Annotated in this window: 17 protein-coding genes, 1 tRNA gene and 1 CRISPR repeat array; of the genes, 15 read left to right on the top strand and 3 right to left on the bottom strand. The window is 68.8% G+C overall.

Going from position 1 to position 24401, the window contains the following annotated elements; all coding sequences use genetic code 11:
- Positions 1–137 precede the first annotated feature (137 nt).
- A complete protein-coding gene (locus Mterra_RS06145; RefSeq protein WP_119314385.1) occupies positions 138–1280 on the bottom strand; it encodes a BMP family lipoprotein in 1143 nt (380 codons plus the stop codon).
- 159 nt (positions 1281–1439) lie between these two features.
- Between Mterra_RS06145 and ligA the strand changes: the two genes are divergently transcribed.
- Entirely contained in the window at positions 1440–3455 is a 2016-nt protein-coding gene (gene ligA / locus Mterra_RS06140) for an NAD-dependent DNA ligase LigA (RefSeq protein ID WP_119314384.1), read from the top strand.
- Between the two features lie 111 nt (positions 3456–3566).
- Here the strand turns inward: ligA and Mterra_RS06135 are convergent, their stop codons facing one another.
- Positions 3567–6236, bottom strand: coding sequence for a G8 domain-containing protein (locus Mterra_RS06135; protein ID WP_119314383.1), 2670 nt, complete (start codon positions 6234–6236; stop codon positions 3567–3569).
- 219 nt (positions 6237–6455) lie between these two features.
- On the opposite strand from Mterra_RS06135, the gene Mterra_RS06130 reads away from it, so the two are divergent.
- The 8 genes from Mterra_RS06130 (at position 6456) to Mterra_RS06095 (ending at position 13535) form a co-directional block, all read left to right on the top strand.
- Positions 6456–6532 (top strand) — tRNA-Pro (locus Mterra_RS06130).
- A 64-nt stretch (positions 6533–6596) separates the two neighbouring features.
- Positions 6597–6962 carry a hypothetical protein gene (locus Mterra_RS06125; RefSeq protein ID WP_119314382.1) on the top strand — a complete coding sequence of 122 codons (366 nt, stop codon included), beginning with the start codon at positions 6597–6599 and terminating at the stop codon, positions 6960–6962.
- Positions 6959–7483 (top strand): RsmD family RNA methyltransferase, encoded by a 525-nt coding sequence (locus tag Mterra_RS06120; RefSeq protein ID WP_119314381.1) that lies wholly within the window; start codon positions 6959–6961, stop codon positions 7481–7483. Before Mterra_RS06125 ends, Mterra_RS06120 begins: the two co-directional genes overlap by 4 nt.
- A gap of 43 nt (positions 7484–7526) precedes the next feature.
- Complete coding sequence (gene coaD / locus Mterra_RS06115) at positions 7527–8015, top strand: pantetheine-phosphate adenylyltransferase (RefSeq protein ID WP_119314380.1); 489 nt, start codon at positions 7527–7529, stop codon at positions 8013–8015.
- 115 nt (positions 8016–8130) lie between these two features.
- Positions 8131–9738, top strand: a complete 1608-nt coding sequence (locus Mterra_RS06110) for an aldehyde dehydrogenase family protein (protein WP_119314379.1) — start codon at positions 8131–8133, stop codon at positions 9736–9738.
- Positions 9735–10217 carry a hypothetical protein gene (locus Mterra_RS06105; RefSeq protein WP_147372570.1) on the top strand — a complete coding sequence of 161 codons (483 nt, stop codon included), beginning with the start codon at positions 9735–9737 and terminating at the stop codon, positions 10215–10217. The genes Mterra_RS06110 and Mterra_RS06105 overlap by 4 nt, the downstream gene beginning before the upstream one ends.
- A gap of 108 nt (positions 10218–10325) precedes the next feature.
- Positions 10326–11558 (top strand): threonine ammonia-lyase, encoded by a 1233-nt coding sequence (gene ilvA, locus Mterra_RS06100; protein ID WP_119314377.1) that lies wholly within the window; start codon positions 10326–10328, stop codon positions 11556–11558.
- Between the two features lie 86 nt (positions 11559–11644).
- Positions 11645–12162: a CRISPR direct-repeat array (repeat unit 29 nt; unit sequence CGGTTCATCCCCGCGTGTGTGGGGAAAAC).
- Positions 12163–12299: 137 nt separating this feature from the next.
- Complete coding sequence (locus Mterra_RS06095; RefSeq protein WP_119314376.1) at positions 12300–13535, top strand: aspartate aminotransferase family protein; 1236 nt, start codon at positions 12300–12302, stop codon at positions 13533–13535.
- Between the two features lie 55 nt (positions 13536–13590).
- On the opposite strand, the gene Mterra_RS21775 is transcribed toward Mterra_RS06095, so the two are convergent.
- Positions 13591–14451 carry a hypothetical protein gene (locus tag Mterra_RS21775; protein ID WP_147372569.1) on the bottom strand — a complete coding sequence of 287 codons (861 nt, stop codon included), beginning with the start codon at positions 14449–14451 and terminating at the stop codon, positions 13591–13593.
- A 168-nt stretch (positions 14452–14619) separates the two neighbouring features.
- Between Mterra_RS21775 and rnr the strand changes: the two genes are divergently transcribed.
- From rnr to Mterra_RS06065, 6 genes are all read left to right on the top strand, one after another.
- The gene (rnr, locus tag Mterra_RS06090; RefSeq protein ID WP_119314375.1) at positions 14620–17076 is read left to right on the top strand and encodes a ribonuclease R; all 2457 of its coding nucleotides are present in this window, start codon (positions 14620–14622) and stop codon (positions 17074–17076) included.
- 10 nt (positions 17077–17086) lie between these two features.
- On the top strand, positions 17087–17677 hold the full coding sequence (gene coaE / locus Mterra_RS06085; RefSeq protein ID WP_119314374.1) for a dephospho-CoA kinase: 591 nt from the start codon (positions 17087–17089) through the stop codon (positions 17675–17677).
- Positions 17661–18455 carry a helical backbone metal receptor gene (locus tag Mterra_RS06080; RefSeq protein ID WP_119314373.1) on the top strand — a complete coding sequence of 265 codons (795 nt, stop codon included), beginning with the start codon at positions 17661–17663 and terminating at the stop codon, positions 18453–18455. The genes coaE and Mterra_RS06080 overlap by 17 nt, the downstream gene beginning before the upstream one ends.
- 106 nt (positions 18456–18561) lie before the next feature.
- Complete coding sequence (locus Mterra_RS06075) at positions 18562–20952, top strand: HD domain-containing phosphohydrolase (protein ID WP_170159570.1); 2391 nt, start codon at positions 18562–18564, stop codon at positions 20950–20952.
- Between the two features lie 174 nt (positions 20953–21126).
- Positions 21127–23451, top strand: a complete 2325-nt coding sequence (locus Mterra_RS06070; protein WP_147372568.1) for an AfsR/SARP family transcriptional regulator — start codon at positions 21127–21129, stop codon at positions 23449–23451.
- A 269-nt stretch (positions 23452–23720) separates the two neighbouring features.
- Positions 23721–24401: AfsR/SARP family transcriptional regulator (locus Mterra_RS06065; RefSeq protein WP_275054097.1), on the top strand; the 681-nt coding region annotated here is incomplete at its 3' end.

Here is a 24401-nt window from a genome sequence, read left to right as displayed (position 1 = left end):
CCCCTCCCCGTCCCTCCCCGCCGGCGGGGAGGGACGGGGAGGGGTGCCTTTCGCCACGAGCCGCGGGCCACAAGCTGACGCCTGAGGGCTGAAAAAAAGCCTCTCCCCGGAGGGAGAGGCTTGGGGCTCTGGCCGCTTTAGCGGGCCGAGGGGACCTTGAGGCTGCCGTTGATGATCTGCTGGCGCAGGGTGGCTACGCGGTTGAGGACGGCCTGCGGGATGAGGGCCTTGTTGTAGTCGTCGAGGGCGAAGCCCACGCCGTTGTTGGAGAGGCCGAACTCCTGAACGCCGGGCTTGAAGCTGCCGTCCTTGACGCTCTTGATCACCGAGTAGGTGGCCTGGTCAACGCGCTTGAGCATCGAGGTGATCACGTGGTTGAGGGTGTTGGGGTTGCGGTCGGTGTCGCCGAGGTAGTTCTGGTTGGCGTCGACGCCCACCATGAACACCGGGCGGGTGTTGCCCGCGCAGGCCTGGTTGTAGGCGGCGTACTTGGTCACGCCCTTGAAGTTGTCGCCGACGAACTTCACGCCCGCGGGCAGCTCGCTGGCCTTGAGGCAGCGCTTCTGCAGGACGAAGTCCTTCACGCCCAGGCCGCTCGCGCCGGCGGCGGCGTAGATGATGTCGGCGCCCTGGCGGCTCTGGCTGGTGGCGAGCTCCTTGCCCTTGCCGGGGTCGTTCCAGGCGGCGGGGGTGGTGCCCACGTAGTTGATCAGCACCTTGCCCTTGATGCCGCGCGCGGCGAAGGCGCGCTCGGCACCGGCCTTGTAGCCCTGCTCGAACTTGTGGATCAGCGGGATGTCCATGCCGCCGACGAAGCCCACCACGCCGGTGTTGGAGAGGCTGCCGGCGATGTAGCCCACCAGGAAGCTGCCCTCGTGCTCGCGGAAGACCAGGCCCACGGCGTTGGGCAGCTTGCCCTCGCCGGGCACGTCGTCGATGACGGCGAACTTGACGTCGGTGAACTCCTTGGCGGCCTGGGTGATGGCGGGGTTGTTGGCGAAGCCCACGCCGATGACCAGGTCGAAGCCCTCCTCGGCGAACTTGCGGATGCCCGAGCCTACCTGGGAGGGGTCAGCCGGCTCGAAGTCGAAGACCTGGACGCCGAAGTCCTTGGCGGCCCGCTGGGCGCCCTCGAAGGTGGACTGGTTGAAGCTGCGGTCCTGCTTGCCGCCGGCGTCGAAGGCAAGGCCGACGCGCACTTGGTTCTGGGCCAGCGCCGCCAGGCCGGCTACGCTCGCCAGGCCCAGGGCCGCGATCCCGAGCACTACGGATTTCTTCATCGTGACTCCTCTCGAGGTAAACACTTACATTTGGCTATTGCCGAGCGGCATTATATGGCACTTTTCATGAGGCTTGCAAAGCACCCGGTGCGTGGGGCATGAAGCGGGTGAGCCGGGGGTCGCGTTTTGCTTAGAGCGTAATCGGGGTAGACTTTAGCCATGGAGAATGCCGACGCCCACAGGCGAATCCTCGAGCTGCGCGAGGAACTGCGCTACCACAACTACCGCTACCACGTCCTCGACGCGCCCGTGATCTCCGACGCCGAGTACGACCGCCTGCTCGCCGAGCTCAAGCGCCTGGAGGAGCAGTACCCCCAGTGGGTCACCCCCGACTCGCCCACCCAGGTGGTGGGGAACGGGGTGCTCGAGACCACCTTCGCCGCCATCACCCACCCCACCCCGCTTTATTCGCTCGACAACGCCTTCGGCCCGCAGGACATCGCCGACTTCGAGACCCGCGCGGCCCGCGCCCTGGGCCTGCCGGGGCCTTTCGACTACACCCTCGAGTACAAGATCGACGGGCTCTCCGTGAACCTCTTCTATCAGGACGGCCTGCTGGCGTGGGGCGCCACCCGCGGCAACGGCACGGTGGGCGAGGACGTGACGCCCAACCTGCTGGGCATCGCCGAGATCCCGCGCCGGGTGCCGCTCTCGGGGGTGTTCGAGGTGCGCGGCGAGATCTACTTGCCCATCCCCGCCTTCCTCGAGCTCAACGCCCGGCTCGAGGAGGAGGGCACCCCGCCCTTCAAGAACCCGCGCAACGCCGCCGCGGGCTCGCTGCGCCAGAAGGACCCCCGCGTCAGCGCGGGCCGGGGGCTCAAGGGCTACTTCTACGGCGTGGGGCAGGGGGTGAACGCGCTGGGGGTCCGCAGCCAGTCCGAGCTCCTCGACCGCCTGGCCGAGCTGGGCTTCGCCGTCGAGCCCCACCGCCGCCGGGTGACGGGCGCGGCCGAGGTCGAGGCCGCCTACCAGGAGATGCTGGCCCGCCGCCGCGAGCTGCCCTTCGAGGCCGACGGGGTCACGGTCAAGATCGACGAGTTCCGCCTGCAGCGCGAGCTGGGCTTCACCGCCAAGAGCCCGCGCTGGGGCATCGCCTACAAGTTCCCCGCCGAGGAGAAGACCACCCGGGTGCTGGGCGTGACCTTCCAGGTCGGGCGCACCGGCCGCGTGACCCCGGTGGCCGAGCTCGAGCCCGTCCACATCGAGGGCTCCACGGTCAGCCGCGTGACCCTGCACAACGAGGGCTACATCGCCGAGCTGGGCCTGTGCGTCGGGGACACGGTGCTCGTGCACAAGTCGGGCGGGGTGATCCCCGAGGTGCTGCGGGTGCTGCCCGAGCACCGCACCGGGGACGAGCACGCCGTGGTCTGGCCCACCCACTGCCCCGAGTGCCAGGCCGAGCTCGTGCTCTCGGGCAAGGTGCACCTGTGCCCCAACCCGCTGTGCCCGGCCAAGGCCTTCGAGTCCATCCGCCACTACGCCAGCCGCCGCGCCATGGACATCCAGGGCCTGGGGGAGAAGCTCATCGAGCAACTGCTGGCGACGGGCCTGGTCAAGAACGTGGCCGACCTCTACAAGCTGCGCCTGGAGGACATCGCCAAGCTCGAGCGCAAGGCCGAGAAGAGCGCCCAGAACCTGCTCGAGCAGATCGAGGCCAGCAAGAAGCGGGGCCTCGAGCGCCTCCTCTTCGGCCTCGGCCTGCCCCAGGTGGGCGAGGCCCTCGCCCGCACCCTCGCCCGCCGCTTCGGCCACCTCGACCGCGTCGTGGCCGCCTCGGTGGAGGAACTCGACGCCGTGGAGGACGTGGCCCTCACCACCGCCACCGCCGTCCACGAGGCCCTGCACCGCCCGGAGATGCTCGAGCTCATCGAGGCGTTGCGCCAGGCGGGCGTGGGGTTCGAGGCCAGGGAGAAGCCCAAGGGCAACGCCCTCGCGGGCCTCACCTTCGTCCTCACCGGCGAGCTTGCCCGCCCCCGCGAGGAGGTCAGCCGCGAGCTCGAGGCCCTCGGCGCCAAGGTTTCGGGCTCGGTGAGCAAGAAGACGAGCTACGTCGTGGCCGGGCCGGGCGCGGGGAGCAAGCTCCAGAAGGCCCAGGAGTTGGGCGTGCCCGTGCTGGACGAGGAGGGCTTGCAGGCGTTGCTGGAGGAGAAGGTAGGGGTGGTGGATAGCCGGTAGCCGTACTGGGGTCGTACGCCGAACGCCGAACGCCAAACGCAGGACGCGGAACGCCCCTCCCTCCGGCCGGAGGGAGGGGACGCGTGGGAAAGCTGACGGCTTACGGCCGCCTCACTTGCACTCGAGCGTCGTGCAGACGTGGTAGTTCACCGAGGCGCTGCGCTTGCCCTCGAGGTCGGCCTGGGTGAGGGAGAGCTTGAGGTAGACGGTGTCGCCCTCGCGGTAGTAGACCTTGCCCGTGGTGTCGGCGTCGAGTTCGGCCAGGGTGGCGACGCGGGTGGTCTTGTTGTTCTTCTCGCTGAAGTAGTAGTTGCGGTAGATCCACACGTCGCCGCTGGGGACCGGGAGTGCGACCCGCACGAAGGAGCCGGCGCTGCCCTGGGGGAAGGTGCCGTCGGGGAGGGCGCGGAGGTTGTAGCCCACGCGCAGCTTGGCGCTGCGGTTGGCGGTGCCGAAGGCGGCGGTGTAGGTGAAGGGGTGGGCGGTGCCAGGGCGGTTGGCGATGAGGCGGGCCTCGAAGTAGGTGAAGGCGTTGGGCATGCCCCACAGCCGGGTGCTGGGGCCGCCGTCGCGGGTGAGGGTGAGGGCGCTCGAGAGGTCGTTGCCCGCCAGCGGCTTGGGGCTGGGCTCGTCGTTGCTGATGGAGAGAGTGCCGTAGAGGTGGCCGCAGACGTGGGCGTTCCAGTCGGCCCGGGCGGTGCAGTCGGGGGTGAGCAGGAAGGGGTTATCGACCACCACCGACTTGCCCGCGCTGCCGGTCACGCTGCCGTCGGCGTCGTAGAACACGGCGGTGCGGTAGCCGTCGTGGGGGTCCCTGCCGCTGGCGGTGAAGCAGGGGTCGGGCGGCGGGTCGTAGGTGACGGCGGTGTTGCCCGGCTCGATCTTGACGTTCTTCACGTAGTTCTGCCCGGTGAGCCCGAAGCTCGTCCAGCGCAGGGTGCCGATGGCGGCGTTGCGCACGGTGAGGGTGGCGGTCTTGACCCCGTTGCAGTAGACGTCGCGCTGGGCCGTGCCCGAGAACTTGCGGAAGGTGGTGCCCTCCACGCCCACGTGGCCGTCGTAGTGCTCGAAGCCCACCAGCCCGGTGATCCAGGTGCCGGTGATGCGGGTGGTGCCGTTGGCGCTCTCGCCCACGATCAGGCCGCCCTCGAGGTAGCTCTTGTTGGAGGCGAAGGTCACGCCGATGGCGTTGTCGCCCAGCTTGGGGTTGCTCAGGCGGTGGTTGACCCCGCGCAGCCACACCCCGCGCCCGCCGCTCTTGTAGGCCACGAAGTCCTTGAAGTCGGCGACGACGGGCGGGTTCTTGGCGTCGTCGCCCTCGCTGCCCTTGGGGTCGGTGCGGGGGTTGTAGACGGTGGTCACCCCGTCGGTGAGGTCGGCGAGCTTGTGGTCCTTGCAGGCGTTGCGGTCGGCGTCGCCGGGGCAGAGCCTGGAGTCGTGCGAGCGGTCGACGTTGAGCCCGTCGTTCTGCACCGAGTGGGCCACGTTGGCGCTGAACTCGCCCAAGGCGGTGGTCCGGGGCCGGATGTCGTTCATCCAGGTGAGGTCCTGGTTGGCGCGCCCGAAGGGGATGGGGCGCTTGGGCAGCGCGTACCAGTAGCCGGTGCCCGCCTCGGCGACCGCGTTGCCCGTGAGGCGGTTGGCGGGGTGGGTGATCCAGAAGCCGGCCGGGTTGCTGTCGGAGGGGATGAGGCGCTGGTCGTCCTTGAGCGCGCGCACCAGTACCGCGAGGTTGCCCGAGAGGACGTTGTCGGTCTCGCTGCCTTCCTCCAGGAAGTAGCAGTGCCCGAAGGTGTCGAAGGCGACGTTGCCCTCCACGCGCAGCCTGTTGGTCCCGTGGATCACCAGGCAGCGGTTGAAGCTCTCGCGGATGCTGCTGGACCTCAAGTAGGAGCCGGCCCCCGCGTCGCCGATCTGGTGGAAGTGGAGGGGGTAGCGCCCGAACTTGCCCTTCTGGCCCATGTTGCGCAGCTCCACCCAGCTCAGCCTGGCGCTGCCGCCCATCACCATGAGGTGCCCGCCGACCTGGTAGGCCGCCGAGCTGCTGTCGCGGGCTTTCTCGTCGCTGCGCACCACCACGTTGCGGCTGAGCAGCCCCACCTCGGCGAACTCGGGGATGCCGTCGGCGCCGGCGCCGTAGTGGCCGTAGCTGAGGGGCGCTTCCAGGGTGATCCTGGGGCCGTTGACCGCCTTGATGATGGCCCGCTCGCTGCGCGGCTTGGCCGGGTCCACGCCCGCCTGCCAGCCGTAGTGGTCGGTCGAGGCGATGACGATCTCGGCCCCCACCGGCCAGTCCACGGCCTTCTCGAGCACGATCTCGGTCGCGCCCTTGGCCGCCGTGGCCCCCAGGCGGGTCCAGCTCGAGGCGTAGGGCCTGCCGTGGAGCTCGAGCGCCCCCGCGCCCATCACCCCCAACACCTTGGCGCCCATGTTCATCACGTTGTCGGCGGGGTTGTTGCTGGTGAGGACAATCTCGGCCTTGTGGGTGAAGGGGTTGTCCTCGGTGCCCACCTCGAGCCGCCCGTGCACCATGACCCAGTCGGCCTGCAGCGTGAGGTCCTTTCGGTCGAAGACCAAGGCACCGTCGATGGTCAGGCCGCGCAGGGGCGGCGGGCTCTCGTCGAGCAGGACGCTGGTGCCTTGCGGGATGGTGACTTCCTGGCCCGGCTGGGTGGGCCTGCCGCTCCACTGCGACCACTTGACGTCGATGGGGGTGTTGGTGGGGGGCTTGGTGCAGGCCGCCAACAGCACGATCAGTCCGAGATAGAGCCTTCTGTGCATACGCCTCCTCGATAGGTCAGGGGTGTGCCCTCAGCTTTTTCGAGGCTACCGGAGCGCTGGAGTTTTTTGGGGTTTTCGGGGTTAATCGCCGCTTAATCACCCGAAAGCGCCCTCCTGAACGGCATATCCGGCCGGGCGGCCGGGGCTGCCGTCCTCGGCCTTCGTAAACCGGCGTCGGCTAGACAAAACCCCCCTGCCTGTCTATACTTGGATGCCGGACGAGGAGTAGCGCAGCCTGGTAGCGCACCTGGTTCGGGTCCAGGGGGTCGGAGGTTCGAATCCTCTCTCCTCGACCAAGCCCGAGAAGCCGCCGAAAGGCGGCTTTTGCCTTGGGGTAGAATGCCCTCCAGAGGTTTGACTATGCGTCTTTACTCACTCCTGCTGATCGTTTTCGTCTCGCTGGCGCTGGCCCAGCCGGAGCCGTACAAGCTCAAGGTGCAGAGCTGGAGCTGCAAGCTCGAGGGCCGCACCGTGGTCGCCGACGGGGTGGTCGTCAACCTCACCCCCGCCGTCCTGCGCGACATCCGGGCCAACTTGCAGGTGTCGGTGGGCGCGCGGGTCGCCACCAACTCCGCGTTCATCAGCCTGCGGGCGCTGAACGGCGGCAAGACCAGCGCCTTCCGGGTGAGCGTGCCCAAGCCCGCCGCCGGGGGCTATAGCTGCAAGATCTGGTTCCGCAACCCCCAGGCGGTGCAGATCCCCACCCTGGTGCCCTCGCCGCGATGAGCCTGCGCATCCTCGGCGGCAGCGCGCGGGGCGTGGCCCTGAAGGTGCCGCAGTCGGCGCGGCCCAGCCCGGTGCGCCTGCGCAAGGCCCTCTTCGACTACCTGCGGCTGCGCTACCCCGCGCGCGGCGCCTTCCTCGACCTGTACGCGGGCTCGGGGGCCATCGGCCTCGAGGCCGCCAGCGAGGGCTTCGACGTGACGCTCGTGGAGATCGACCGGCAGGCCCAGCAGTTTTTGCGCGAGAACGCGGCCAAGGCCAAGCTCAAGGTGCAGATCGAGCCCGTGGCGGTGGAGCGCTACCTCGAGCGCGCCGCGCGCCGCGGGCAGCGCTTCGTGGTGGCCTTCATGGCCCCGCCCTACCCCCACGACCTGCTTCGAGACTTCGAGCGCCTGCTCAGTGCCGACGTCGTGGAGCCGGGCGGGCTGCGCATCCTGCAACACCCCACCGAGATGCAGTTGCCCATCGGCGAGCGCCGGGTCTACGGCACCAACTGCCTGACCATCGTGCGCCAGGAGCCCTGAAGGACTTTTGGGATAGACTTTCCCTTGCCTTTCTGGAGGACCTATGCACGTGGTTTACCCCGGTAGCTTCGACCCTTTGCACAACGGCCACCTCGACGTGATCCGCCGGGCCAGCCGCCTGTTCGACCGCGTCACGGTGGCGGTGCTGGAGAACCCCTCCAAGCGCGGCCAGCAGCTTTTCAGCGCCGAGGAGCGCGCTCACATCATCCGCGACGCGGTGGGCCAGGCCAACCTCGGCAACGTCGAGGTGCGCACCTTCCAGGGCCTTTTGGTCGAGTTCCTCAAGGCCATCGACTCCAAGGTGATCGTCAAGGGGCTGCGCGCCGTCTCGGACTACGAGTACGAGCTGCAGATGGCCCACCTCAACCGCCAGTTCCCCCCGCACGCCGAGACGCTGTTCATCATGGCCGCGACCCGCTGGTCGTTCATCTCCAGCACCATGGTCAAGGAGATCGCCCGCTACGGCGGCGACGTCAGCGAGATGGTGCCCCCCGCGACCCTCGAGGCCCTGCTGTACAAGCAGCAGCAGTAAGCGCGGCCCTCACCGCGGAGGGCCGGCGGGGCCCATATACTTTGGAAGCACACAGCCGTTGGGGGCTTCGGCCCCGGGATTCAGGAGCCCGGAAGGGCTCGGATAGGATAGCGATATGAACACCTTCAGGAGCAAGTACGGCAACGGGCTCGAGATCGGTCACCTCATCGGCGGGGAGGAGGTGTTCGAGGGGCCGGTGCACGAGCGGCGCAACCCCTCCGACCGCGAGGACCTCACCGCCCGCTTCCCCGAGGCCTCCAAGGAGACGGTGCGACGAGCCGCGCAGGTAGCCCGCAAGGCCTTCGAGGAGTGGTCGCGGACCCCCGCCCCCGTGCGCGGCGGCGTGCTGATGAACTTCGCGGCCGTGCTGACCCGCGAGAAGGAGACCCTCAGCCGCCTGCTGGTGCGCGAGATCGGCAAGACGATGCGCGAGGCCCGCGGTGACGTGCAGGAGGCCATCGACACCGCCGTGTTCTTCGCCTCCGAGGGGCGGCGGCTCTACGGCCAGACCGTGCCCAGCGAGATGGCCAACAAGGAGCTCTTCACCTTCCGCCGCCCGGTGGGCGTGGCCGGGATGATCACCGCCGGCAACTTCCCCATCGCCGTGCCCTCCTGGAAGATCATCCCCGCGGTGCTCACCGGCAACACCGTGGTCTGGAAGCCATCCGAAGACTCCCCGGCGCTCTCCTACGTCTTCATCAAGCTCTTCGAGGAGGCCGGGCTGCCCCCGGGCGTGGTCAACGTGGTCTTCGGCGGCGGCAAGGACTCTACGGGCCAGTGGCTCATCGAGCTGATGGACGAGGGCCTGCTCAACAAGTTCGCCTTCACCGGCAGCACCGCCGTAGGCCGCCAGATCGGGGAGGTGGCCGGGCGCAACCTCATCCGCCCGACCCTCGAGCTCGGCGGCAAGAACCCCCTGATCGTGCTCGCCGACGCCGACCTCGAGCTCGCCGTGGAGGGGGCGTGGTGGAGCGCCTTCGCCACCGGCGGCCAGCGCTGCACCAGCGCGGGCAACGTCATCGTCGAGGAGCCCATCTACGACGAGTTCAAGCGGCGCTTCCTCGAGAAGACCGAGTCCACGGTGGTGGGCAACCCCCTGCTCTCCGACGACCTCACCTACGGCCCCTTCATGAACGAGCGCCTCTTCCAGCGCTGGAGCGAGCACTACCAGTGGGGCCAGCAGGACGGGGCCAAGCTGCTCTTCGGCTCGGGGCGCATCGCCTCGAGCAACCCCTACCCCCGCTTCAAGGGCGACCCCGACGCCGGAATCTTCGGCACCCCCACGGTGTGGGAGGCCGCCCCCGGGATGCGCCAGTTCGACCAGGAGATCTTCGGGCCCACCATCAACCTCGTCAAGGCCAAGGACCTCGAGCAGGCCCTCGAGTACGCCAACGCCCACTCCTACGGGCTCTCCTCGGCCATCTACACCAACCAGCGCCACGCCGCCTACCGCTTCAAGGTGGGGATCAAGGCGGGCATGAGCAGCATCAACAACTCCACCGTCGGCGCGGAGGCCCACCTGCCCTTCGGCGGCATCCGCGGCAGCGGCAACGGCACCCGCGAGAGCGGCGTGTGGGTGATCGAGGAGTACACCTACTGGCACGCCGTCAACGAGGAGTACTCGGGCAAGCTGCAGCTCGCCCAGATGGACACCGCCTACGCCCAGGCCCGCGAAGCCACCGACTGGGCCGGGCTGCTCGGCACGAAGGAGGTCGTCGGATGAGGAAAGCTCTCGGGTTGTTGTTCGTCTTGGCCCTGGCCCTCAGCGCCTGCGCGCCCCAGATCGAGACCGGCAAGGGCGAGATGGTCTTCGAGGCCGTCAGCGCCGGCACCGACGCGCTGATCAGCCGCACCGACCCCACCTACCGCCCCGACGTCACCGCGCCCTTCGCCGCCGAGCTGGCCGTGTTCTACTCGGTGCGGGTCACGGCCCCGGCGGGTTACAGCCCCTTCACCATCGTGCAACAGCCCTCCAACCCGCGCGAGGTGCGCGCCACGTACGTCGCGCGGAAGGTGGACGCCCAGGGCAAGGTGCTGGGCACGGTCGAGATGTCGTGGCTGGTGCGCGAGCGCGGCCAGGGCATGGTGAGCGTGTTCCTCACCAGCCGCAGCGACGACCCCCAGGTGGACGTGCGGGCGCTGGAGGCCCAGGCGCTGAGCCACCTCACCTCGCGCTTCCGCCTGCTGGCGAGCGGGCGCTGACGAAGGGGAAGGCGCTAAGCCCTGAGCCAAAGACCGCTCGCCCGCCGCCCGCGGCTTACCGCTGACCGCCTGCCTCCTCGCCACCTCACACCCCGAGACCGTCATCCTATGTCCATCCAGCTATCCGACATCCAGGCCGCCCAGGAGCTCTTGCGGGGCATCATCGCCTCCACGCCGCTGCTGGCCGACGAGGCGCTCTCCCGGGAGATCGGCTCGAGGGCCTACGTCAAGGCCGAGTGCCTGCAGAAGAGCGGCTCGTTCAAGATCCGCGGGGCCTACAACAAGATCAGCCACCTCACGAAGGAGGAGAAGGCCCGCGGCGTCATCGCGCCCTCGGCGGGCAACCACGCGCAGGGCGTGGCGCTGGCGGCCAAACTCCACGGCATCCGCGCGGTGATCGTGATGCCGCAGTACGCCCCGCTCACCAAGGTCAGGGCCACCCAGGCCTTGGGGGCCGAGGTGGTGCTTTCCGGCCTTTCCTTCGACGACGCCGCCGCACACGCCCGCGAGCTGGCCCAGCAGCACGGCTACACCTGGGTCCACGCCTTCGACGACGAGCGGGTGATCGCCGGGCAGGGCACCATCGGCCTCGAGATCCTCGCCGCCCTCCCCGAGGTCAGCACCCTGGTGGTGCCCATCGGGGGCGGGGGCCTCATCTCCGGCATCGCCGTCGCCGCCAAGAGCCTCAAGCCTTCGGTGCGGGTGGTGGGGGTGCAGGCCACGGGCTGTGCGCCGGTGCGGCCTTCGCTCGAGGCCGGTCACCCCATCGCCGTCACCGCCGCCCAGACCATCGCCGACGGCATCGCGGTCAAGCGCCCCGGCGACCTGACCCTGCCCCTGATCCGCCAGCACGTGGACGACGTGGTCGAGGTCAGCGACGACGAGATCGCCCGCGGCATCTTCCACTGCGCCCAGTACGGCAAGCTGGTGGTCGAGGGCGCGGGCGCCGCGGGCATGGCCGCCCTGCTGGCCGGGAAAGTCCCGGTGCGCCCCGACGACGTGGTCTGCACCGTGCTGTGCGGCGGCAACATCGACGGCAACCTCCTGGCCCGCGTCATCGAGCAGGTGCTGGTGCGCCAGGGCCGCTACCTCCTGCTCAAGCTCTCCCTGATCGACCGCCCCGGCGCCCTGGCCCGCATCATCGAGAAGGTGGCCGAGGCCGGGGCCAACGTCGTGGACATCTTCCACCGCCGCGCCCTCTGGCTGGCCCCGCTGGGCAAGGTGGGCGTGGAGCTGGTGCTCGAGGTGCGCGACGACGAGCACGGCCGCGAGGTGGTGCAGCGCCTCGAGACCGCCGGCTACCACGTCGAGCGCGAGGGCCTGGGTCTTTGGCCGGAGTGAACCTGCAAGCCCGGTAAAACGAGCGTAGGGGCGCAGCGCGCTGCGCCCCTACGGCATTCCAGGACCACATGCACCCCAAGCGTGTACGGTTCATCCCCGCGTGTGTGGGGAAAACGGCGGTCGCGGCCGAGCAGCGGCCGCTGGTCGAGGTTCATCCCCGCGTGTGCGGGGAAAACGGCGGTCGCGGCCGAGCAGCGGCCGCTGGTCGAGGTTCATCCCCGCGTGTGCGGGGAAAACGGGTTGTTGGTGTGGGGGCACGCCCCGTGGGTCGGTTCATCCCCGCGTGTGCGGGGAAAACTGCTGGGCCACCACCGCCTCCACCCGCTCGAGCGGTTCATCCCCGCGTGTGTGGGGAAAACCGCTACGAGCGCACCGGCAGCGACTTCCTGGCCGGTTCATCCCCGCGTGTGTGGGGAAAACGTACTCGAGGTGAACGAACACGTCCGAAACGTCGGTTCATCCCCGCGTGTGTGGGGAAAACTCGCCCTCCTGAATCCACACGCTCTGGTTGGTCGGTTCATCCCCGCGTGTGTGGGGAAAACGCAGTTGGCTCCGGGCGTGGAACTCGACCATCTCGGTTCATCCCCGCGTGTGTGGGGAAAACACTTGATCCCACCGAGCCAAACTGCCCCTCGAGCCCCCGGAAGTGTCGGCTGAGTTTTCAAGGTTCGGTTCGGGCAGGACCCTGAGGCCATTATGCCATCAGGGGTGCGCTCGAGGCCCGGTGTTAGAATCGCCCTGATGGAAGCTTTCAACTGGTACGAGAAGCACGTGAACCCCGGGCTCGCGGGCCTGCTCCGCTTCACCGGGCTCGACAAGGTGGAATCCCACGCCGAAGGGGTTTACGTGTGGGACACCGAGGGCAAGCGGTACCTGGACTTCCTGGGGCTCTACGGCACGCTCTCGTTGGGGCACCGGCACCCCCGGGTGGTCGAGGCGGTCAAGGCCCAGCTCGACCGCATGCCCATGTCGGTGCGGGTGATGGTCTCCGAGCCCACGGCCCGCCTGGCCCACCGGCTGGCCGAGATCACCCCCGGCGACCTCTCGATGGTGTTCTTCGGCAACTCGGGCACCGAGGCCGTAGAGGCTGCGCTCAAGTTCGCCCGCATCCACACCAAGCGGCCCGGGTTCATCACTACCAAGAACGGCTACCACGGCAAGACCTACGGGGCGCTCTCCGTGACGCCCAAGGAGCACTACCAGCTCCCGGCGGCCCCGCTGGTGCCGGGCGTGACGGTGGTGCCCTTCGGCGACGCCAAGGCCGTCGAGGAGGCCATCGGGCCCGACACAGCGGCGGTGATCCTCGAGCCCATCCAGGGCGAGGGCGGCATCCGGATCCCGCCGGAGGGCTACCTGCGCGAGGTGCGGCGCATCACCCGCGAGAAGGGCGTGCTGCTCATCGTCGATGAGGTGCAGACCGGCCTGGGGCGCACCGGCAAGCTGTGGGGCGTGGACTGGGAGGGCGTCGAGCCCGACATCCTCACCAGCGCGAAGGCTCTGGGCGGGGGCGTGATGCCCATCAGCGCCACCGTCGTGCGCCCCGAGATCTTCGAGGTCTACAAGCACGAGCCCCTGATCCACTCCACCACCTTCGGCGGCAACCCGCTCGCCGCGGCGGCGGCCCTGGCGGCCATCGAGGTGACCCTGGAGCAAGACCTCCCGGCCCGTGCCCAGGAGATGGGCCAGTACCTCATGGGCTCTTTGAAGCAGCTCTGGGACGCCTACCCCGAGTTCATCGAGGAGGTGCGCGGGCGCGGCCTGATGGTGGGCCTGGAGTTCACCGACGCCGACATCGGCGCGCTGGTGGTGGCCGAGCTCGCCACCCGGGGCATCCTCACCGCCTTCGGGCTCAACAACCCCAAGGTGGTGCGCCTCGAGCCCCCCCTCATCGTGGAGAAGGAGCACATCGACCAGGCCGTCGAGGCGCTGGGGGAGAGCCTGGCGGCGACCAAGGTGGCGCTCGAGGGGGTGCTGTAATGGGGCACCTCGAGGATGCACATCCTCGAGGTGCCCCAGAAGCAGTGCTTTGCACTTAGTAGCTGCCGGTGATCGTGTAACCGATGCCCTGTGCTACGAATGCGCTCCAGCCGGTAGCGCTGCACTGTGCTGGCGCGGCTGAGCAACTGGAAGCTGTGGCTGGATATTTGTATTGCTCGCCGTAGTAGCGGCGGCCCGTGCCAAATGCGTAGATTTTCCTGAGACCGTGTGGCGATACAGTTTGTGAAACCGTCCAGGTGCGGCTGGTAGACGATTGCCAATTGATCGAGTATTTGATTTTTCCTTGGTCAAAGCCACCGCTGATTGAAGAAGTAGCCGTATGACTGACGGTGACGCTGATGGTTGCAGGTTGGTCCGTGTGGTTTCTGAGTGCTCCGACGTAGGCTTTGCAGCAATCCCCGTCAGATGAATAGCTCACCCTGGTGTCGATCTTGTAACCAAGAATGCAGCATACCTGCTGCGGTGCGGGGCTATCGCTAGAAACCTCAGATAGCGCAGGAGGCTCGTTGCGTGGATTGCTCCACACAGGATAGTAGATGACGGCTCCATCAGGTTCGATATCGACGATGAAAGAACCGGTTTTGCGTACGACCTCAATAGGGTTGGTGAACGGATCTGTATCCAGGTCTTTTGAAATTTGATCACCGACTTGGACGAACGTCACGGCCTTATATGGAATAGGGGCCGTCTGGTTTTCGGGTCCGCGAGTTAGCTTCAGAGTCCTCAGCACTTCACTCTTGAGAAAGTCGGAAACGATGATATTCCCAATTGATTCGATCTTAGTTTTGCTCCAATCTACTCGAATGGTTTCCTGCTCTCCCTTGCTCATAGCTTCCTTGCCACACCCAACAAATAAGCAAGCAGCTAGGACTAGAAAGGCGATGTGTTTCCCCACGACTGCCTCCTGTGTGATTATATTGAACTCACCGCCGCAATTGTCAAGATCTATTTTTGGTTATGGTAAAATTGTATAGGATGCAACTAATCGGATGTAACCCGACGGGTATGCTAGACTTACTGTGCTAGACCTACGGAGATGTAGCTACTAGTCGCTACGAAAGCCATGACCGACACAATTCTCGAATTTCTGCGTAAGCAGCCGGACAAGCAGTACGGGCTGCGAGAGATTATCCGTAGCCTGCGCCTCGAGCGGGCTGAAGCCAAGGAGTCGCTGGACCGGCTGGTGGCCGAGGGCAAGCTGGTCGAGACGCGCCGCCACACCTATATGCTGCCGGGCGCGGGTTCGGAGATCCGCAAGCCCGTGGGCGGGCGGCCGGGGCGGGGCTTCGTCGCCAAGCTCCAGGTGCACCCGCTGGGCTTCGGCTTCGCGGTGCCCGAGGAGCCGGGGCGCGAGGACCTCTACGTGCCTAAGGGCTCGCTCGCCGGGGCCTGGCACGGCGACCGGGTGGTGGTGGTGCCGCAGCCGCCGGGGCGCGACCGCAAGCCCTGGGGGGTGGTGGCGGAGGTGCTCGAGCGTGCCCGCGACCGCATGACCGGGCGGCTCGACTTCAAGCGCGGCTTCGCCTGGCTCATCTCCGACGACCCCAAGCTGCCGCGCATGATCAAGCTGATGCCGCTGGGCCTGGGCGAGCTCGAGGCCGGCGCCCGCATCGCCGTCAAGATCAACTACCCCGACCGTCCCGGCCACGAGCCTTACGGCGAGTTCCTGGAGTACCTGGGCCAAGCCGACGACCCCCAAAGCGAGACCGAGGCGGTCGTCGTCAAGCACAACCTCCTCAAGGAGTTCAGCCCCGACGCCCTGGCCGAGGCCGAGCGCATCCCCTTCGAGATCCCGCCGTCCGAGCTCGAGCGCCGCACCGACTTCCGCGGCCTCAACGTCTTCACCATCGACGGCGCCGACGCCAAGGACTTCGACGACGCCATCCACGTCGAGCGGCTGCCCAAGGGAATCTTCCGGGTGGGCGTGCACGTCGCCGACGTGTCCCACTACGTCAAGGAGCACAGCGCCCTCGACAAGGACGCCTACGCCCGTGCTACTAGCGTCTACCTGCCCGGCCGGGTGCTGCCCATGCTCCCCGAGCGCCTGTCCAACGGGGTGTGCTCGCTGGTGCCGCACGAGGACCGCCTGGTGTTGTCGGTGCTGATCGACATCGACAAGGACGGCCAGATCCGTGACTACGAGTTTAAAGAGGGCGTCATCCGCAGCGTGGCCCGCCTGACCTACAACCAGGTGCAAGACTACGCCGAGGGCAAGCCGCTGCCCGAGGAGTACGGCTTTTTGGCCGCCGACCTCACCCTGTTGCTCGCGCTCACCAAGGCCCTCAAGGAGGACCGCCTGCAGCGCGGCGCCCTCGACTTCCGCTTCAGCGAGGTCAAGGTAGACATCGGCGACGACGGCACCCCCCACCTCATCCCCATCCGCGAGCCCGACGCCCGCAGCCTCATCGAAGAGCTGATGCTGCTGGCAAACCGCACCGTCGCCCGCCACCTCTCCGAGCGGGGCATCCCCGCGCTCTTCCGCGTCCACGAGGACCCCTCCGAGAAGGCCTACGCCGAACTGGTGCAGAACCTGGCCCGCCTGGGCTACACCCTGCCCCACGGCGAGCCCAGCCCCAAGGCCCTGCAGCAGATCCTCTACAAGGCCGAGGGGCAACCCGAGGAGAAGGTGGTCTCGAGCCTGCTGCTGCGCTCGCTGCGGCTGGCCCGCTACGCCGCGGAGAACCTGGGCCACTTCGGCCTGGCCGCCGAGCACTACCTGCACTTCACCAGCCCCATCCGCCGCTACCCCGACCTGGTGGTGCACCGGGTCCTGCGCGCGGTGCTGAAGCGGCGCGCCACCGAGAAGAAGCGCGAGGAATGGGCCGCCCGCTTCCCCGGCATGGCCGAGCACACCTCCGAGCGCGAGCGCGCCGCCGAGGAGGCCGAGCGCGACCTGACCAAGTTCTACCAGTGCCTGTGGGCGCAGGAGCAGGTCGGGCGGACGTTTAAGGGCATCGTCTCCGGCGTCACCGACTTCGGGGTCTTCGTGGCCCTGGACAACGGCGTCGAGGGCATGATCCGCCTCGAGAACCTCCGCGACGACTACTACCACTACACCCCCGACCTCCTGGCCCTGGTGGGCCAGCGCAGCAAGCGGCGCATCCGCATCGGGGACGAGCTCGAGGTGTCCATCATGGCCGCCAACCCCGCCGCCCGGCAGATCGACATGGAGCCCGCGCCGGCCGAGGGCGAGCCCCGGGCCGCCCGCTCCCGCAGGCCGGCCAAGCGTCCCGAAGGCGCCGGGAGGCCCCCCAAGCCGGGTAAGGCCGCCGAGGCCGGCCCCGCGCAGGGGCCGGGCAAGGGGAAGGGGGCAAGGGGCGGGGGCAAGAAGGCCGCCCGCAGCGCGGTGGGCCCCCCCGCCAAGCGCGAGCGCCCCGACCGGGGGACGCGGGTCACGGTGAGCAAGATCTACTTCGGGGAGTGGAGCGGGGGGACGGAGGGCGAGCCCTCGCCGCCGCAGCCCCCGCGTTCCCCTGACCGCCCTTCCCAGAACCGCCGCCGCAAGCGCCGCCGCCTGTGAGCCGTTGGGCATGCAAGTCATCGGCCTGACCGGCAGCATCGGCAGCGGCAAGAGCACCGTGGCGCAGGTCCTGCGCGAGCTCGGCGTGACGGTGCTCGACGCCGACGCCTTCGCCCGCGAGGGGGCCGAGGTGCTGCGCGAGGCCATCTGCCGGCGCTTCCCCGAGGCCTGCGACGGGGGAGAGCTCGACCGTCGCCGCCTGGGCCGGATCGTCTTCGCCGACCCCGAGGCCAAGCGCGACCTCGAGGCCCTCCTGCACCCCTACGTGCGCGCGCGCATGGCCGAGGCCACCCGGCAGGCCCAGGAGCGGGGGGAGAGCCTCGTGGTGCAGGACATCCCGCTGCTCTTCGAGACGGGCCGGGAGCGCGAGTTCGCCGGGGTGCTGGCGGTGCTGGCCCCCACGGAGCTACGCCGGGAGCGGGTGCACGCCCGCAGCGGGCTGAGCGCGGCCGAGTTCGCGGCCCGCGACGCCAACCAGCTCCCCCAGGAGGAGAAGGCCCGGCGGGCCACCTGGGTCATCTGGAACGACCAGGACCTGCCCGCCCTGCGCGCGCGGGTGCGGGGCTGGCTCGAGGAGGTGCGCCGTGAAGCTTGTGCATGACTGGCTGGGCCCCGTCGAACTGCCCGACTCGGCCCGCCGCATCGTCTCGCTGGCCCCCAACGCCACCGAGACCCTTTTCGCCCTGGGGCTGGGGGAGCGGGTGGTGGGGCGCAGCGCCTTCTGCTACCGCCCGGCGGCCACGCTGGCGCTGCCGGTGGTCTCGAGCTACACCCGGGTGCGCTGGGAGCTGCTGCGCGGCCTCGAGCCCGACCTGGTGCTCGTCAGCACCGGCGTGCAGCGCGGGCTGCTGGAGGAGCTGCGCCAGGGCGGGGTGCCGGTCTTCCCGGTGCCGCTGCCCCAGAGCCCCTACGGCATCCTGGAGAACACCGTGCTGCTGGGCGAGCTGCTGGGGGTGGGGGAGGTGGCCTCGAGGCTGTGCGCCCGGCTGGCCGAGCAGTACGCCCAGCTTGCGGGCATCCTGCCGCCGCTGCGGGTCTACCTCGAGTTCGACCTGGGCGGCCCCGTGACCGTCGGCCGGGGCAGCTACGTGGGCGAGGCGCTGCGGCACCTGGGCCTCGTCAACGTCTTCGCCGGCCACCCCCAGAGCTACTTCACCCCCGACCTCGAGGCCGTTCCCGCCCTGCGCCCCGACCTGGTGATCTACGAGCCCAAGCCCCACCGCTCACGGGCTGAGGAGCGGGCCGCCGCCCTGCTGGGCACGCGCGGCTGGGGCTACCCCCTGGTCGTCACCGGCGGGGACGAGCTGGCCCACTACGGCCCGCTGTTCTTCGACTACCTCGCGCAGCTCGAGCGCCGGCTCGAGCGCCTGGACCTTTGAGCGATCCTTGAGGGTGCGGCCGGCCGGGGCCGCGCGGGGCTAATGGCCTGGGCCCTTTCTGCGCCGGGTTGTATCATTGGTTCATGCGCTCAGCGCGAGGGACGTTATGTCCGAGGGAGTAGATCCCGCTTCATCGAGTGGCGACCGCGAGTTTTACTCACTGAGCCTTCGGGTTTCGGAGACCCTCCTGAAGCAGACCTCCAGCGCACACGTGCTGGAGAACGGCCTGCAGGAGATCGCCGGTTTGCTGCAGGCCGACATGGCCTTGCTGCACCTGAGGACCACGGAAGGCTTCGGCCTGGCCGCCGCTTACGGCCTGGAGAGCGTGCCCGCCGTGCACCGGCTCCAGCAGCCCGAGCCCGGGGAGCTGAGCGCCCTCTCCCTGGGGCGCTGGCTGGAGTGGAAGCTCCCGGGGGACTACCGCGGCCCGGCTGAGAACAATTACCACCTGCTGGGGGCCGAGCACGCCATCTCGGTGGGCCTGCGGGCGGGCCCGGAGCTGGTGGGCTACGCGGCCTTCCTGTTCAGGGCCTGGGCCGACCGCGACGCGATGATGTCGGCCTTGAGCACCCTGGGGGCCATCTGGGGCCTGCAGTACGAACGGCTCAGGGAGTCCGAGCGGCGCGGCAGGGCCGAGGAGCAACTCCTCCTCTACGCCACGGCGCTCGACAACCTCAACGAGCTCGTCATCGTCGCCGAGGCCGACCCCAAGAACCCCTCGGACTCCCGCATCACCTACGTCAACCAGCGCATCAAGGAGAAGACCGGCTACGACCCTGAAGACCTGCTGGGCCAGACGCCGCGCATCCTGCAGGGCCCCGGGACCGACCGCGCCGAGGTCAACCGGATGAAGGTCAAGCTGCGGCGCTTCGAGCCGGTCTCGGGGGAGCTGCTCAACTACCGCAAGGACGGCACGCCCTACTGGGTGTTCATCAGCATCCACCCTTTCTCCAGCACCGGGGGCCGCCCCACGCACTTCGTGTCGGTCCAGACCGACATCACCGAGCGCCGGCAGGCCGAGGAGGCGCTGCGCGAGCGGGAGGCGCGGCTGAGCACCATCGTCCAGAGCGAGCCGGAGTGCGTCAAGATCGTCGCCGCCGACGGCACGCTGCTGGAGATGAACCCCGCCGGCCTGCGCATGATCGAGGCCGACGACAGCGCCCAGGTCATCGGGAAGCCGGTCAGCCGGCTCATCCACCTCGACGACCGGCCCGCCTTCGCCGAGCTCCACGAGCGGGCCTGCCGCGGGGAGGCGGGCCAGCTCCAGTTCCGCGTCGTGGGGCTCAAGGGCACCGTGCGCTGGCTCGAGACGCACTCGGCCCCGCTGCGCGACGCCAGGGGCGTCATCACCTCGGTTCTGAGCGTGACCCGCGACATCACCGAGCAGCGGGCGGCCGCCGCGCTGGCCGACGAGTACCGGCAGAAGCTCGAGACCGAGATCGGGCGCCTGCAGGCCCTGCGCCACATCGACCGCAGCATCACCGGCAGCGCCGACATCCGCATCATGGCCGCGACGCTGCTCGAGCAGATGAGCCGCCAGTTAGGGGTGCAGCGCGGCGGGCTCTTCCGGGTGCTGCCCGGGACGCTGCTGCTGGAGTCGGTCGCGTACGTCGGCCTGTCCTTCGACATGGGGGAGGGCGAGCGCGTCGCGGAGGTGGCCGTGCAGGCCATGCGGCGGCGGGAGGTGCTCGAGGTGCCCCTGCCCCAACCGCTCAACAACGGCTCAGGGCACACCAACGGCCCGGCCGTCCTGGTGCTCGTGCCCCTGATCGCCAAGGGCTTAGTCAAGGGGGTGCTGGTGGCGCAGTACCCCTATCCCGGGGAGGTCGAAGACGGCTGGAAGGAATTCCTGCACGCCCTCGGCGGCCAAGCCGCCATCGCGCTCGAGTCGAGCGAGCTGTTCGAGGAGTTGCAGCGCTCCAACACCGAGGTGTTCTACGCCTACGACCAGACCATCGAGGGCTGGGCCCGCGCCCTGGACCTGCGCGACCGCGAGACCGAGGGCCACTCCCGCCGCGTCACCGACCTCACCGTGCGGCTCGCCCTGGCGATGGGCTACCGCAGCGGCGACCTCGTGCACATCCGCCGCGGGGCGCTGCTGCACGACATCGGCAAGATGGGCGTCCCCGACCACATCCTGCAGAAGCCCGGACCCCTCACCCCCGAGGAGTGGGAGGTCATGAAGAACCACACCACGTTGGGCTACGAGTTGCTGCGGCCCATCGAGTTCCTGCGCCCTGCCCTCGACATCCCCTATTGCCACCACGAGAAGTGGGACGGCTCGGGCTACCCGCGCGGCCTGGGGGGGGAGGAGATCCCCATAGCCGCACGGATGTTCGCCGTAGTCGATGTCTTCGACGCGCTCAGCTCCGACCGCCCCTACCGCAAGGCCTGGCCGCGCGAGCAGGTGCTCGAGCACATCCGGCACAGCGCCGGCACCCACTTCGACCCTGCGGTGGTCGAGGCGTTCACCCAGATGCTGGGCATGCCCAACTGAACCCTTAAACCCGCAGCTGCGGGGCGATCCTGCGGCCCGGCCCGCCGTGGGGTTGCCCTGCGGCAGGGTTCACAATGCCCAGGATTGGTTGTAACCTGTCCATGCAAAGCCGCCGAGGGAGTAGGATGGTCGGAAGTCAGAGGCGTCGTGGAGTCTGAGGAGGGCGTTGCGCGAATGGTTACGATCCTGACGGGACCGCTGCACAGGTGCATGGCTGAGGTCATCCAGGAGATCGGCATTGGCACGGTGCGTCAGGGCGAAGACCGGACCGCCATCTGCATGGGCACGTCCGCCCACGCCGCCGACCCCGTCCTCCAGGCCAACGACTTCTCCCGCGCCGTCTACGCCGCCTTGGGCAACGACCTCCTGGGCCAGGGGGCCGACCCGGGCTACATCGTCAACACCCTCGAGCAGCACGCCGACTTGTTGCCCAACCTCTGCCTGGTGCTGCTCCAGGCCCAGCACATGCCCGACCTGGTGCGGCGCCTGGCGGTCGCCAAGCGCTTGCGGGTCTACCTGCAGTTCGACCACCGCGACCAAGCCCCGCTGGACCTTCCCCGGGTGCGCTACATCTCTTTCCAGGAGACGCCCTCCTTCAACCTCGAGGCCGCCGAGGACGACACCCTGGCCGGTGCCGTGCGGCGGCAACTCAACAACGGCCGCGCCGACCGCGCGCTCGAGCTGCTGGTCAAGCGCGGCCCGGAGATGCTGCCGCTGTACCTCGACCAGATCGGCTGGGAACTGCTGGCCCAGGGGCTGTCCAAGTACCTCTACACCCACCTCAGCGCCTTGGGCGGCAGCTTGGCCGAAGACCCGGTGGTGCTGCGCTGGCGGCTGGCCTCGGGCATCGAGCTGGGCCGCCACACCGAGGTCATCCCGCAGGCCGAGCAGGTGCTGGCCCGGAGGGACGACCCCGAATTGCGGGCGTACTTGGGCTACGCTTTGCACCTTCCCGCTAGCCCCGGCAGCATGGAGCACCTCGAGCGGGCCGTGAAAACCCGGCGCACCGCGGTGACCTTAGCGCTGTATGGCTACGTCCTGCAGGCGGGCCGCTACGAAGAGAGCTTGAGCGTGTTGCAGGCGGCGCTCGCCATGGCTGAAGCCGAACACGTCCCTTACCTGCAGGCCCAGATATCGCTCTCCCTGGCACAGGCCCACTACCTGGCCTGTGAACCCCAGCAGGTGGTCACCTGGTGTGAGTGGGCGACAGACGTGATGGACCGCTACCATCTGTCGAACGTATGGTTGCGGCTGTCGGTGCTCAACGAGCAGGCTACTGCCCGCATGCTGCTGGGCGACACGGTCGGGCTGGAGGAACAGCTTCGCAACGAGGCATGCAGCCTATCCGAGGCCGGCCCCCGCACCCGCAACCTCCTCACCTGGACCCTGGCCGAGCTGCTGTATCTCCAGGGGCGCTACGAGGAGGCCATGGAATGGATGGAGCGGGTCTGGGGCCAGATACGTCAGCGCGTTAGCTACGGCATGTTCGCCCTGGGGTACGTGCGCTGCCTCATCGAACTTGGTCAGTGGGAGAAGGCGCGGGCCGCCGCTGACAAGGCCGTGACGCTTAATGAGCCTAGCCCCCTGGTCTACCAGTGCCAAGCCCGGCTGGCCGCGGCTTATGTAAAGGTGCTGGACAACCCGGCGGGGGCCGCGCTCGAGCTCAGGGACATCGGCGACGCCCTCGAGCGCATCGGCCAGCGGCCCTACAGCTTGCCCGCGCGCTGCCTCGAGGCCTACGCCCTGCTGAGGGCAGGGCGCAAGGCGGAGGCCGAGCAGGTGCTCAACCGCATCCAGCCCATCATGCTGCGCTTCAACCCCAAGGCCTGGGAGCTGGTCGTGGGGCCTGAGCACCGCTTCGGGTCGGTCTACCGCCTCCTCCTGGACAAGCCCAAGCCGCTGCACCTGCACTTCCTGGGCCAGATGAAGGCCTGGCTCAACGGGGCCCCTCTGACGCTGCACCTGCGCCAGGCCGAGCTGCTCACGGCGCTGGTGCTCAACCCCCAGGGGCTGAGCTCGCGGGAACTGGCGGAGGCCGTTTACGGCGAAGAGGAGAACAACCGCCGCCTGAAGAGCTACATCCCGCACCTCAAGGCGGTGATCCCGCTGGACAGCGAGCCCTACCGCCTGACCCTCGAGGCCGAGGCCGACTTCGAGCAGGTGCGCCGCCTGCTGGTGCGGGGGGACCTGCGCCAGGCCCTCAGCCTCTACCAGGGGCCGCTGCTGCCAGGTTCCGACGCCCCGCTCGTGGTGGAGGAACGGGCGGTGCTCGAGCGGGCCATCCGCGAGGCGGCCCTGAGCTCGCGCGACTTCGAGGCCTTGCTCCACCTCGCCTACGTGACCCGCGACGACCTCGAGCTGTGGGACCTCGCCGTCGAGCACCTTCCCAGAATCGACCCGCGGCGGGCCTTAGCCGTCGCCCGCCGCGAGTTAGTCCTCCGGGATTACGGCCTAGCCCCCACCGGTGCCGCCACCACCGTTGCCCGAAATGTCAGCTAGAGCCACGGCCATCATGCTGATCGCAGCCAACGCCACGAAGACCCGCGCGAAGAGCTTTTTCATCCTCTTTTACCTCCTAACTTGACCTTAGCGGGGGGGTGTTCGCCTGCTGTTCAAATGGAAATGAGTGGGAATTGGCGTCCTGGAGCGGGCTTTTCGGATTTAGACCAGGAAGCGGAGAAGGGTATGGTCGGCGCGGACGGGGGCGAGGTTCGGCCGGGACGAACAGGGATGCTGGTCGGGTTCTGATATGTTGGGGGCAGCAGCACATGAGCGTACGCGTCTGTCTCCTGGGTGTGCCCCGCCTCGAGCGAGGGGAAACGGTCGTCGGGTTGCCCCGGGAGCGCCCGCTGTGGCTGCTGGGCTACCTGGCCGCCCAGGAGGACTGGGTGAGCCGCGAGGAGCTCGTGGGGCTGTTCTGGCCGGATCTCGAGCCCGCCTCGGCCCGCAACAACCTGCGCCAGTTGCTGCACCGGGTGCGCCAGACGGAGGGGGTGGAGGGCCTCGAGGCCGACGCGGGCGGGGTGCGCTGGCTGGCCGAGCTCGACGTGCGGCTCTTCCGGCAGGCCCTGGCCCGCGGGCAGTGGGCCCGGGCGGTGGAGCTCTACGGCGGGCCCTTCCTCGAGGGGGTGCGGGTCTACGGCCTGCCCGGGCTCGAGGACTGGCTCGAGGCCGAGCGCGCCGACCTCGAGACCGCCTGGGGCGACGCGCTGCTGAGCCAGGCGGCCGAGTCCCAGCCCTCGCAGGAACTGCTGGGGCGGCTCGAGCGCCTGCTGGAGCGTGACCCCTTCAACGAGCGGGCCGTGCAGGCCTTCCTCCAGCACGCGGTGGCGCTGGGAGAGGCCGGGCGGGCCCGCGAGCTGTACGCCGCTTTTGCCCGGCGGCTGGCAGGGGAGATGGGCCTCGAGCCCGACCCCGCCACCCGGCGCTTAGCCGAGGAACTCGGCCGC

Source organism: Calidithermus terrae, assembly GCF_003574345.1.
In the GTDB taxonomy this organism is placed as follows: Bacteria; Deinococcota; Deinococci; order Deinococcales; family Thermaceae; genus Calidithermus; species Calidithermus chliarophilus.
This window is presented reverse-complemented; position numbering and strand designations above follow the sequence as displayed.